Genomic DNA, 12,370 nt, shown 5'->3' on the forward strand with positions numbered 1-12,370 from the left:
GCAGTGATATGACCACAATCAAGACGAAGGGCGCAACCGCGCTCCCTTTAAACACGATCCTATCCGGGGACTGCATCGAGATGATGAACAGTCTGCCCGAGGCGTCGGTTGACCTGATTTTTGCGGACCCGCCGTATAACCTGCAGCTGAAAGGTCAGTTGCATCGGCCCGATAACTCTCAGGTGGATGCGGTCGATGATCACTGGGATCAATTCTCCAGTTTTGGGGCCTATGACCAGTTCACGCGCGAATGGTTGAAGGCAGCGCATCGTCTGCTGAAACCCAACGGTGCGATCTGGGTGATCGGGTCTTATCACAACATCTTCCGCGTCGGATCGGCCTTGCAGGATGCCGGGTATTGGATTTTGAATGACGTCGTTTGGCGTAAGTCGAACCCCATGCCGAACTTCCGCGGCAAGCGATTCACCAACGCGCATGAGACGATGATCTGGGCCTCCAAGCGGGAAGGCGCGAAATACACCTTCAACTATGAGGCGCTGAAGGCGCTGAATGAAGGCGTGCAGATGCGCAGTGACTGGGTTCTGCCGATCTGCACCGGGCATGAGCGCCTGAAGGACGAAAACGGAGACAAGGCACATCCGACGCAGAAACCGGAATCGCTGCTGCATCGCGTTCTGATTGGTTCGACCAATCCGGGTGATGTGGTGCTAGACCCGTTCTTCGGCACTGGTACCACCGGAGCTGTCGCCAAGATGCTGGGGCGTGAGTTCATCGGAATCGAGCGTGAGGAAAGCTATCGCAAGGTGGCCGAGAAGCGTATCGCCAAGGTCCGTAAATTTGACCGCGAGGCGTTGGAGGTCAGCGCCAGCAAACGCGCCGAGCCGCGCGTGCCCTTTGGCCAGTTGGTTGAACGCGGCATGCTGCGCCCGGGTGAAGAGCTCTATTCCATGAACCAGCGACATAAGGCCAAGGTTCGGGCTGACGGTACGCTGGTGGGCGACAACGTCAAAGGTTCGATCCACCAGGTCGGGGCGCATCTGGAAAATGCGCCGTCTTGCAACGGCTGGACCTATTGGTGTTTCAAACGTGATGGCAAGACGGTTCCGATTGATGTTCTGCGTCAGCAGATCCGGGCCGAGATGCACAACTGATATTGCAAATACCGCCGGTGCCTGTGGCCTGACACTAGGCACTAAGCCTTGCCCCGCCGAAGCTACGGCGGGGTCTTTTGTTTTCTCATAAACAGTGGTTGCATGGGGCAGCCTCTATACGTCGCAAGAAAGATCACGGCCATGACCGAGACCACCGTGCGCAGACCTCGCAGCCTGTTTTTCACGCAACCCGACACGTTCGATCTGAACAACAAATACACCGAAGCCACCCTCGAACGACACAAGCGCGAGGGACTGGAACTGGCCGTGCGTGCCCGCTGGGTGGCGATGGGGCTTACGGGGCTGCTGCTGATCTACCTCAATCCGCAATGGGAGGTGATGTGGTATCATTTCATCCTGCTGCTGATCTGCGCCAATGGCTGGCTGATCCAGCGCGCAGGTCGGGTCGGGCAATCCCGGACCGAGTTGCTTTTGATCTTCGTGGACCTGCTGATCATGACGCTGGGCATGATCATTCCCAACCCGTTCAGCGATGATGTGCGGCCTTTGGCGATGCAGTACCGGTTCGATAATTTTCAGTATTTCTTCATCATCCTGGCCGCAGGCACGTTGGCCTATTCCTGGCGCACGGTGATCGCCATTGGAACCTGGACCGCGGGAATGTGGACGGCGGGCTGGATCATCGCCTGGTGGGTGGCAACGCCAATTCCGGGAATCAGCGAGAGGGTGGCAGAAGCGTTGTCGGGCTATCCGGATGTGGCCGAGTTCATGGACCCGAACAGTTTCATGCCGACCATGCGCATCCAGCAGGTAATCGTGTTCGTCATGGTTGCCGTCACGCTCGGTATCTCGATGCGTCGCCTCAATCGCTTATTGATGAGCAATGCCGGGTTAGAGCGTGAGCGGGCCAATCTGTCGCGTTATTTCTCGCCCAATGTTGTGGATGAGCTGAGCCAGAACGATGAGCCTTTGAAACAGATCCGCAAGGAAGATGTGGCGGTTCTGTTCATCGATATCGTCGGATTTACCAAATACGCGGCGGGGCGTGATCCTTACGAGGTGATCGAGGTCTTGCGCGGCTTTCACGCACGGATGGAGACTGAGGTGTTCCGCCATCACGGAACGCTGGACAAGTATCTGGGGGACGGGTTGATGGCGACTTTTGGCACGCCGGTGCCAACGCCCTTGGATGCGAGCAACGCGCTGGGCTGTGCGCGTGCGATGGTTGGGGTGATCGACCGCTGGAACATGGATCGCCGTCGGGCCGGAGAACCGGAAATCCATGTTGGGATCGGAGTGCACTTTGGCTCTGTGGTTTTAGGGGACATTGGCGCAAACCGTCTGGAATTTGCGGTGATCGGAGATGCGGTGAATGTCGCCGCCAAGCTTGAGGCGCTGACCCGCGATTTCCATGCCCGTATCATTGTGAGTGATGCCGTGCGGGCACGGGTTGCGGAAGAAAATCCCTCCGCTCTGGACGCCATGGCCGGCTTTGAAGCCAAGCCACGGCAAGCCGTACGCGGGGTTGAGGCGCCGATGGATATCTGGGTGATGGCAGACTGAGGTCCTCCCGCCCATCAGCGCAGCATCGCAGATGCAGCTCTGACGGTTGGGTCGGGCAGCGCGCGGGCGCGCGCTGTGGTCACGCCCCGGGTCTGGGGTTTTGAGCTTTGTTGTAGGGCAGCCAGTTGGTGATCTCGGGATAGTATTGCCGTCGCCATGCTCGCACGCGGGGGTTCATAACCCGACGCCAGAGGGGCGGGATCATCGCGGTCACGGTCATTACCGGATAGCCATAGGGCAATTGTGGTGCGGTATCCTGTGAATGGTGCTGCAGCAGCGGGAACCGACGATTGGGCTTGTAGTGGTGATCCGAGTGGCGCTGCAGATTGATCAGCAGCCAGTTCGATGCCTTCTGCGAGGCATTCCAGGAATGGCAGGGCCGGACGTGTTCGTATTTACCATCGCCGAGGTATTTGCGGGTCAGGCCGTAGTGCTCGACATAGTTGACCAGTTCGAGTTGCCAGATTGCGGTTCCGGCCTGCAGCAGGAACAAGGCCACGCCGGACCAGCCTCCGACCAACAGGGCCAGAAACAGCATCGCGCCCTGCAACACCCAGTAGCGCCAGAACGGGTTGGCGCGATCACTCCACGGGCGGTCCTTGCGGGCCAGCTTTTCGCGCTCGGTGCGGAAGGCTGAGATCAAGCTTTGACGCAGCACGCGAGGGTAGAAGCGGTGGAACCCTTCGTTATAGAGGGCTGTTACCGGGTCACGTGGGGTGGCGACATAGCGGTGATGGACCAGAAGGTGTTCGGACCTGAAATGGGAATAAAGCACCATGGCCAGAAGGATATCGCCCAGCCAGCGTTCAAGGCGGCCTTTCTGATGCATCAGCTCATGGCTGTAGTTGATCCCGATCGTGCCTGAAATCACGCCCATACCAAAGAAAACGCCGATCTTTTCCAGCGTCGACAGGTCCGCGCGGGTCACGTACCAGATCAGGCCAAACAACGTCAGGAACTGTATCGGAGCCCAAAGCTTGGTCAGCAGGATGTACCAGCGTAACCCGGTTTCGGGCGTGTCAGGGTCGGCGTTTTCGAGGTTCAGCCCGGTCAACTGATCGAGCACGGCAAAGGCCCACCAAGTTGAGAGCGGGACCAGAAGAACCCACCAGCCTCCCGCCAGTGTCGTGGCCCAGATCAGCGGGATCAACAGGATCGAGATCCAGTAGGGAAGGGCGGATTGCCAGCGGGACAGGGTGTCTGGTGCGATCATTTTGGCGCTCGGGTCTGTTGCCTTCACCTAGCCATGTTTGCGTTAGATTCACAACGCGCTATTGGCCGCGCCAGAGCGCATGGGCCTTGCGCATCACCGTTGGTAGATCACTGGGGCGGAAGGCGTGCTTGTCGATCAGGATCAGATCGCCGGTTGGCGCGCCTTCGGGCAAATCAGCGATCCAGACGCGCAGGATCAGGTGAAAATGGGTAAAGGTGTGGCGCACTTCGCCCGGCAGGACTTGCCAGTCGGCGGGGAACGGAGGGGCCTCGGGCGGGGCCTCCGACCATTCCGATCCGGGCCAGCCGAGCATGCCGCCCAGCAGGCCTTTGTCGGGGCGCCGCTCCAGTAGGAGGGCTTGGCTCGCGTCTTGCGCGATATAGATATGCCCGTGGCGCGTGGGTTTGGGCTGTTTTGGTGTCTTGCGCGGAAGCTCGGCCTGAGTACCAGCGATCCGTGCCTGGCAGGGATTACGCAAAGGACAGATGCCGCAAGCGGGTGATTTGGGTCTGCAGATGGTGGCCCCCAAATCCATCACCGCCTGGGCGTAGTCTCCTGGGCGGAGGGTTGGGGTCAGCGCTGTGGCTTTCTCTTTCAGCACAAGTTTGGACCCCGGAAATGGGTCGTGAATATCGAAAAATCGCGCCATGACCCGTTCGACGTTGCCGTCCAGCACTGTCTCGGGCTGATCAAAGGCAATGGCCGAGATCGCGGCAGCGGTATAGGGGCCGATACCGGGCAGTTTCAGCAGAGCCTCATAAGTGTCGGGGAACCGCCCCCCATGATCCTGCGCCACGACGCGCGCGCATTTCAGCAGGTTGCGGGCGCGGGCGTAATAGCCCAGCCCAGCCCATTCCGCCATCACCTGATCATCCGGGGCCGCAGCCAGGGCCTGCACGTTTGGCCAGCGCGTGGTGAACCGCATGAAATAGTCACGCACCGCAGCGACCGTCGTTTGCTGCAGCATCACTTCGGACAGCCAGACTTGGTAAGGATCGGGCTGCACGCCGTCAGCGCGCTGAGCAGGACCCACACGCCAGGGCATTTCGCGGGCATGGCGGTCATACCAGTCCAACAACGCGGCGCTCACGGTGAATTCAGTGGAATCACGCAAGTTTTATTCATCTCCCTGTCGGGTTTTGCTGGCACCCGGTTTCCTGCCCATTACAATAGCGGCACAGGAGTTGGAAACCAGATGCAGCGCAAACGGTCCACGACCCGCGGGTTCAAACGCACCGCGACTTTGCTGAACGACCAGATCAGGCGCGCCGGTGAGAGCCGGGGCTTTGCTGTGTCGCGTCTGTTGACCCACTGGGCCGAGATTGTCGGGCAGGATATCGCCTCGATCGCTCAGCCGGTGAAGGTGGGATATGCCAAAGGTGGGTTCGGAGCTACTTTGACGGTCCTGACCACCGGGCCACAGGCTGCGATGCTGGACATGCAGCGCGAACAGCTGCGCGACAAGGTGAACGCGGTCTATGGCTTCAACGCGATCAGCCGCGTGCGCATCACCCAGACCGCTCCGACCGGATTTGCTGAGGGGCAGGCCAGTTTCGATCACAAACCGAAGGTGGTAAAACCCACGATTTCTACGGAGATTGCCGCCGAGGCGGACAAAGTGTCACGCGATGTAAATGATGAAGATTTGCGTGCGGCCCTTGAACGTCTCGGTCGCAACGTTTTATCCAGACAGAAACACTAAGAAAGGGCTTAGCATGAGCCGTATTGCAACCGTAATCTGTGCGGCCGTCGCCGTCGCCGCTGGCGGCTATTGGCTGTCGCTCTCGAATTCATCGACCCCAGCTTATCCTTTGGTCAGCGCGGCCGAGGCGCAGGAGGCTGATCTGGATACATCGACCGTCGTCGAGATGGTGCAGGGCGCCGAAGATGCGCCGGTCGAGATCATCGAATATGCCTCCTATACCTGCCCGCATTGCGCGAACTTCCACCAAGGTGCCTATAAGCAGCTCAAGAAGGATTTCATCGATACCGGCAAGGTGAAGTTCATCTATCGCGAGGTTTACTTTGACCGCTATGGTCTCTGGGCCTCGATGGTTGCGCGCTGCGCGGGGCCCGAGAAATTCTTTGGCATCACCGATCTGATCTATGAAGGTCAGTCCGAATGGACTCGTGCCGGTGGTCCGGCCGAGATCGTGGACGAACTACGCAAGATTGGTCGTCTGGCCGGTATCGACAATGACCAGCTTGAGGCCTGCCTGCAGGATGGCACCCGTGCCCAGACCCTTGTGGCTTGGTATCAGGAGAACGCCGAACGCGACGGCATTCAGGCGACCCCGTCTTTCGTGGTGAATGGCAAGCAGGTCGACAACCAGTCTTACGACGAATTCAAGAAGCTGATCGAAGACGAACTCGGCAGCTAAATCTCAACAGGCCAGCCCGCCAAGGGCTGGCCTGTCTTTCAGGGTGATGGGGCGATCTGTGCCAACATCTCTTTGATCTTTTCATCCTCATCAATCTGTAATCGCACCGGCAGCGTCAGTACCTTGTTGCGGAATGAGGCTGGAAGGCGAACAGCGTCTTTTTCGGTGGTCACCAGCTGGGCCCCCAGAGCGCGGGATTCATTTTCGAGCCGTGTCATCAGAGCAGCGGTCAGTGGCTGGTGGTCATCCAGCGCCTCAGACCGCAACAGCCGGGCACCCTGCTGGCGTAAGGTGGCAAAGAACTTTTCCGGATGGCCGATGCCTGCGAAGGCCAGAACAGGTGTTTCTGCCCAATCCATCCCGGTTTGCAGCGGGCACACCTCACCTCTGGCATGAGGAACGGTCAACGCCGGACCCCAGCGCTTGGCAAACGAGGCCTGCGCATCGTCAGCACCCAGAGATAAAACAAGATCGGCGCGTTTCAGGCCGATGGCGACGGGCTCGCGCAGTGGGCCAGCAGGCAAGCACAGACCGTTGCCGAAGCCGCGCTCGGCATCGACGACGATGACCGAGAAATCCTTGGCGACCGCAGGGTTCTGAAACCCGTCATCCAACACAATGGCCGTTGCGCCGTCCTCAGCGGCGGCCTGCGCCCCGGCGGCGCGATCCTTGGCGACCCAGACATCGGCGAAGGCGGCCAGCAGCAGGGGTTCATCCCCGACCTGCGCAGCGCTGTGCTTGCGTGGGTCAACTTTGACCGGCCCTTCCAAAGATCCGCCATGGCCACGTGTGACCACATGCGGCTGGTGCCATTTGTCGCGCAGACGTTCGAGCATCCAGATTACCGTCGGGGTCTTGCCGGTACCGCCCGCGTTGAGATTGCCGATACAGATGACTGGAACGCCGGGCTTGAAGCCGGGTTCCTTTGCAACTCTTCGAGCAGTAGCTGCGGCGTAGAGATGACCGAGCGGGGCCAGCAGCCGGGCACGCAGGTCAAGCTGATCGGGGGGAGTGTTCCAGAATTCAGGAGCGCGCATCTTCAGCCCTCCGTCGATCCAGCGTGTCCTGAACCAGATCAATCAGATGGTCAGCCTGCGGCGCCCCTTCGGTTACCATCTGCCATCCCGCCAGTGCCATGTCGGCGGTGCGGTCCGGGGCCAGCAGCTCCACGACACCATCCCCCAGTTCAGTTGCGGATTTGATCGTCATCGCTGCACCGACCTGGTCGAGCCGATCATAGATATTGCGATGCTTGCTCACATGGGGGCCATGTATAACGGCCGATCCCAATGCAACAGCGATCAACGGGTCGCATCCGCCTGCGCTGCGTTCCAGCGAGTTTCCCATGAATGTGACGGCCGAGACGCGGTGCCATAACCCAAGATCTTCGGGTGCGGCAGAAAGAATGACTTGCGTTGTATCCTCGATCGGGTGGCCCTCATCCCAATTGGCGCAGCGCAAATCCATGGCTTCAAGCCGTTTATACAGCGGAGTTGCTTCGGACATGTCGGCCACATGCAGCACAAGCGCCAATCGCGGCAGCATACGCAACGCCTGCCGGTGGGCGCTCAGCACCGATATGAATTCTTTGTCCTGAACCCACGCAGCCAGCCAGACGGGTCGCCCGGCCAATGCATGGTTGGTTTCGATCAACTCATCTTCGGGCCAGGGGTGGGGGTTCGGGCTGATATGCAAGGATGGAGCGACAGAGATTTTGGCCGAGTCGATGCCAAGGCGACGGATTTGGCGGGCGATCTCATCGCTTGGGGTAAGGATCGAATCGAAGCAATCCAGGGTGTAACGCTTGATATCCGGCAGCCATCGCCCACCCCGCGCAGTTTTTACGTCAACTGATGCCTCAAGCAGGATCAGGGGTGTGGCCTGTTCTTGCGCGCGGCTGATGAGATTGGGTAAAAGCCCACCTCCGAACCACAAGGCCATGTCTGGCTGCCAGTGATCGAGAAAAGTCCGCGCGGCCCCAGCCTGGTCGGCGGGCAAACAGACGATCGCAAAACTGCAGCCTTTCCACTCGGACAGGTCAGCCTCGGCGGGGGCGGTCATCAGTATCGACAATCCTGGCCGTGCAGACAGCAGGCGGCGGCACAGATCATCGACGGCGCGCAACCGGTCGGGTGTACTGACATGGACCCAAAGCAACTCACCTTCGGGGCGGGGCGTGTCTGCGTACCCGCCGCTTTGCGGAACGCCCCAGGACAGTACCCGATAGGCTGCAAGGCTGAGAGATCCGGGCTTGCTCATGGAGCGATCCCGGTGCCGCTGGGATCAAGCCGGTCATGAAGTCCTGCATGCAAAGCGGGTCCGGCGGCGACCACACCGTTAAGGCGCGGATGAGCATTGTTGAAGCGCAGAGGCTGGCCCATGCGATCAGTACATAACCCACCCGCTTCGCGCAGGATCAGGTCGCCTGCAGCTATGTCCCATTCCCAACTGGGGCGAAGTGTCAGCATCCCGTCGAACCGCCCTTGTGCCACCAGCGCCATGCGATAGGCCAGCGAGGGGCGATAGACACGTTTGAACGCGGGGGCCGAGCCTGACAACCAGTGGCGCGCGTCTAGATTGGGTTTTGCAGCCAGAATCTCGGCCTCAGGCAGGCGGGTCTGGCCTGAGACGCGGATCGTTGCACCATTCAGCGTTGCCCCCTGCCCACGCGATGCCGCATAAAGCAGGTCGCGCATAGGAAGGTAGATGACAGCTGCAATCACGTCTCCTTGCTCTGCAATGGCCAGAGAATGCGCCCAGGTGCGCGAACCTTCGGCAAAGCTGCGGGTGCCATCGATCGGATCGATGATGAACGAACGATCACGGGTCAGGCGGTCGGCGGAGTCTTCGGTCTCTTCGCTGAGCCAGCCATAGTCGGGCCGGGCGGCCCGCAAATCACGCTCGAGCATGGCGTTGACGGCCAGATCGGCCTCGGTCACCGGCCCCGCGCCATCGGGTTTGTCCCAGCGCTGTGCCTGCGGCCCGGTAAAACGGGTGGCGATCTTTCCGGCTTCAAGAGCGGCATCAATCAACAAAGACAGGTCAGTTGCCGGCAAGTGTCATCCCTTCGATCAGCAACGACGGTACCACGCGCGACAGGTAAGGCCGTGCGTCATTGGCCGGAACGATCCGCATCAGCATGTCCCGCAGGTTGCCTGCGATGGTGCATTCGTTGACAGGGTAAGTGATCTCACCGTTTTCCACCCAAAAGCCCGAGGCCCCACGTGAATAGTCGCCGGTATTGGGATTGATGGTCGACCCGATCATTGAGGTTACCAGCAATCCCGTTCCCATGTCGCGCAGCAGATCAGCGCGGCTGCGCTCGCCCTGCGTCAGGCTGAGGTTCCAGTTGCTGGGAGACGGAGGGCCCGACACGCCGCGCGCAGCGTTCCCGGTTGAGGTCATGTCCAGTTTGCGGGCGCTGGCCAGGTCCAGCGTCCAGCCGGTCAAAACACCATCTTCCACGATGGCCCGGCGTTGTGTCGCCAAACCTTCGGCATCAAACGGGCGCGAGCCTGAAATGCGCGGGCGGTGTGGGTCTTCGATCAGGGACAGATGCTCGGGCAGAACCTGCTCGCCAAGGCTTTCTTTCAGCCACGAGGCTCCGCGCGCTATGGCTGCGCCATTGCTGGCGGCCAGCAAGTGACCGATCAGTGAGGACGAGATACGTTCATCAAACAGAACCGGAAAGCTGCCGGTCTGCGGTTTGCGCGCGCCCATAAGGGAAACGGCACGTTCACCGGCCGTGCGGCCAATCTCGGACGGGCTGCGAAGGTCAGACTGAAAGCTTCGGCTATCACCGTCATAGTCACGCTCCATCCCGGTACCTTCACCGGAAATCGCAACGCAGGAGGTTGAGCGGCTACTGCGTGCATAGCCGCCGGAAAACCCATTGGTCGCGGCAAGGTGGACACGATGGGTGCCATAAGCCGCTGCCGCATCCGAAACTTGTGTGACCCCATCCACCTCAAGCGCCGCAGCCTCGGCGGCCAGTGCATCCTGCATCAGCGAATCGGCGCTGGGTTCGGGCGTCGGGTCGAACAGCTCAAACGCGTCCATGTTCCAATCGCTGATCAACTGATCCGGATCAGCGAGGCCGGTAAACGGGTCCTCGGGCGCTTCGCGAGCCATGGCGACCGCACGTTCGGCCATCGCGGTCAGCGTGTCGGGGCGACTGTCAGAGCTGGAGACAATTGCCTGGCGCTTGCCTAGGAAGACGCGCAGCCCCAGATCCGTGGCCTCGGACCTCTCTGCATGTTCCAGCGCACCGCTGCGGACCTCGACCGATACGGATGAGCCATCGATAACAATGGCATCCGCCGCCTCGGCCCCCGCTTTGCGCGCCGCATCCAGCAAATCGTGGCTGATGTCTTGAGGTGTTCTGTTCATGAAGCCTCCGGGGTCTTGATGTCTTGGACCTAGCCTCGGAGCGTGCGTCCCGCAAGGCCTGCGATCCATTTGCGCCGCCTGCCTTGGGTGGGACAGGCCGCCCTTGCGGCTTGTCCCGAAGTTTCTGCTACTTGATCCTCTGGCCGTTCGCCAGGATCTGGCCGTCCTCGGTAAACTCGATTGTCGAGTTCAGCGTATCGGGTTCCTCACCCGGAACCGCCATCAGACCCATCATCATCCGCGCGCCGAGTGCATCGTTTTCGGACACAAAACCCATACCGATCAGCGTATCGAGCAGCGCATTGGCTCCGACGAGTTTCAGATTGGCGACACCCGACGGGGCAGGCATGCCATCAAAAGCCTCAGTGTTCGAGTTGTCGAACTTGAAGTCGCCATCGCCCGTAAGCTCGGCACCGACCAGTGAGACCAGCAATTCGTTGATCTTCAGCGAATGCAGTTCACCCGGTGCTACTTCCGAGGTCTCAAGCGCTTCGACTGCTTCCGGGTCCATGAAATCGACGAGCACTTTGGCGGTGCCGGTCGTATCCAGCGCAATCGTGGCCGGGTCACGGGGCAGGGCGCCTGCGGGGTCGAAGAGGCTCCACAACACGTCGGACATTGTGAAATCGGTCAGGTTCAGGCCAAACCCAAAGGGCTGGATTTCTTCCGAGGCCGCAACCGGAATCTCAAGCTTCAGCCCGGCATTGGCCATCGCGATCTCGATCGGGAAGGGCAGATCAGCCGTGGTTACCGCCAGTTTGGTGCTGTTTTGCACAAGGTCGTACACCAGGCGCTGGGCATCAATGCTGCCGGTGAATTCGCCGCCCTCGGAACTGCTGCTCAGCGAAAATGCTTCACCCTCGGCGGTTCCGGCCATTTCGGTGCTGCCTGAGCCATAGGTAAATGTACCGGATGCCGCAAATCCGGCTCCATACAGATCCTGCACGTTGGTCACATCAAACCCCGCCGGGATTGTTGTATCACCTTCAAATGCCAGATCGTCCAGCTTGCCGCTGATCCGACCGTCGTCGTCACTGTCAGGTTCGTCGAAGGCCACGTCATAAGACATGGTGCTTGCGGTGAACTTCTGCGCGATATCGCGCATTTCGCCGATTTTCATCAGCGAAGAGCCCGCAACCTCGTTCATCGTAAAGTTCAGGCCCAGCACGTCTTGCGATACGGCTTCCTCGCCGAATTTCATCGAATCCAGTGCCAGCGTCAGGCTGTTTGCCGTGTAGTCATAGGTCATCTCTTCCGGGGTGCCAGAGACGACCATATTCAGCGCGTCCTGCGTATAAAGCAGATCGGCTGAAAATGCTTCTCCGTCGGATTCGCCCGAGATCGACACTGGGAAGCTGTCGGGGAAATCGATATTGACGGTTCCATCGCCGTTTTCGGTCAGGGTCATTTCAGGGATGACCATGTTGAACTGCCCATCGGTCTCAGGCAGGGCCATGGCCATGGTCATGTTTGCGATCGTGGTGACGTCGCCAGATGTGCTCTGGTCGCCTGTCACTTCATAGCCCATGCCGCCCAGATAGGCCTGCCAGTCGGCCCAGACATCATTGGCGGTGATTTCTGCAAACGCGCCCTGAGTTGCAACGGCATAAGCCAGCGCTGCGCCGCAGCTCCGGCGAAGGAAAACAGTCATAAGAGAACCCTTCTTGATCAATTTTGCCGGCATCGTCGTGCCTGTCGCGGTCAGCGTCAAGGGGCAAGGGGTGGACCAGTTCCCCATTTCCGCTGTACGA

Annotated in this window: 11 protein-coding genes; 4 read left to right on the forward strand and 7 right to left on the reverse strand. The window is 60.0% G+C overall.

The annotated features are described in order from the left end of the window. The first annotated feature begins 8 nt into the window (after nucleotides 1-8). Together ACR0NF_RS15045 and ACR0NF_RS15050 are read left to right on the forward strand one after the other, a co-directional pair. Nucleotides 9-1,112, forward strand: a complete 1,104-nt coding sequence (locus tag ACR0NF_RS15045; protein ID WP_480471702.1) for a DNA methyltransferase — start codon at nucleotides 9-11, stop codon at nucleotides 1,110-1,112. 141 nt (nucleotides 1,113-1,253) lie between these two features. Beyond that, nucleotides 1,254-2,636 (forward strand): adenylate/guanylate cyclase domain-containing protein, encoded by a 1,383-nt coding sequence (locus tag ACR0NF_RS15050; RefSeq protein ID WP_480471703.1) that lies wholly within the window; start codon nucleotides 1,254-1,256, stop codon nucleotides 2,634-2,636. A gap of 79 nt (nucleotides 2,637-2,715) precedes the next feature. On the opposite strand, the gene ACR0NF_RS15055 is transcribed toward ACR0NF_RS15050, so the two are convergent. Further along, complete coding sequence (locus tag ACR0NF_RS15055; RefSeq protein WP_480471704.1) at nucleotides 2,716-3,849, reverse strand: alkane 1-monooxygenase; 1,134 nt, start codon at nucleotides 3,847-3,849, stop codon at nucleotides 2,716-2,718. A gap of 58 nt (nucleotides 3,850-3,907) precedes the next feature. Then, nucleotides 3,908-4,963 (reverse strand): A/G-specific adenine glycosylase, encoded by a 1,056-nt coding sequence (gene mutY, locus ACR0NF_RS15060; protein WP_480778513.1) that lies wholly within the window; start codon nucleotides 4,961-4,963, stop codon nucleotides 3,908-3,910. A gap of 81 nt (nucleotides 4,964-5,044) precedes the next feature. On the opposite strand from mutY, the gene ACR0NF_RS15065 reads away from it, so the two are divergent. Together ACR0NF_RS15065 and ACR0NF_RS15070 are read left to right on the forward strand one after the other, a co-directional pair. Next, entirely contained in the window at nucleotides 5,045-5,551 is a 507-nt protein-coding gene (locus tag ACR0NF_RS15065) for a DUF721 domain-containing protein (RefSeq protein WP_480471706.1), read from the forward strand. Nucleotides 5,552-5,564: 13 nt separating this feature from the next. After that, a complete protein-coding gene (locus ACR0NF_RS15070; RefSeq protein ID WP_480471707.1) occupies nucleotides 5,565-6,230 on the forward strand; it encodes a DsbA family protein in 666 nt (221 codons plus the stop codon). Between the two features lie 38 nt (nucleotides 6,231-6,268). Here ACR0NF_RS15070 and lpxK read toward each other — a convergent pair whose 3' ends face one another. From lpxK to ACR0NF_RS15095, 5 genes are all read right to left on the reverse strand, one after another. Beyond that, nucleotides 6,269-7,267 (reverse strand): tetraacyldisaccharide 4'-kinase, encoded by a 999-nt coding sequence (lpxK, locus tag ACR0NF_RS15075; protein WP_480778514.1) that lies wholly within the window; start codon nucleotides 7,265-7,267, stop codon nucleotides 6,269-6,271. Then, complete coding sequence (locus ACR0NF_RS15080; protein WP_480778515.1) at nucleotides 7,254-8,489, reverse strand: 3-deoxy-D-manno-octulosonic acid transferase; 1,236 nt, start codon at nucleotides 8,487-8,489, stop codon at nucleotides 7,254-7,256. The genes lpxK and ACR0NF_RS15080 overlap by 14 nt, the downstream gene beginning before the upstream one ends. Then, nucleotides 8,486-9,286, reverse strand: coding sequence for an inositol monophosphatase family protein (locus ACR0NF_RS15085; RefSeq protein ID WP_480778516.1), 801 nt, complete (start codon nucleotides 9,284-9,286; stop codon nucleotides 8,486-8,488). The genes ACR0NF_RS15080 and ACR0NF_RS15085 overlap by 4 nt, the downstream gene beginning before the upstream one ends. After that, entirely contained in the window at nucleotides 9,273-10,619 is a 1,347-nt protein-coding gene (locus ACR0NF_RS15090; RefSeq protein ID WP_480778517.1) for a TldD/PmbA family protein, read from the reverse strand. The genes ACR0NF_RS15085 and ACR0NF_RS15090 overlap by 14 nt, the downstream gene beginning before the upstream one ends. Nucleotides 10,620-10,746: 127 nt before the next feature. Continuing rightward, nucleotides 10,747-12,270 (reverse strand): DUF2125 domain-containing protein, encoded by a 1,524-nt coding sequence (locus ACR0NF_RS15095; RefSeq protein ID WP_480778518.1) that lies wholly within the window; start codon nucleotides 12,268-12,270, stop codon nucleotides 10,747-10,749. Nucleotides 12,271-12,370 lie beyond the last annotated feature (100 nt).

The sequence above is a fragment of the Ruegeria sp. CF4 genome (genome assembly GCF_056537345.1).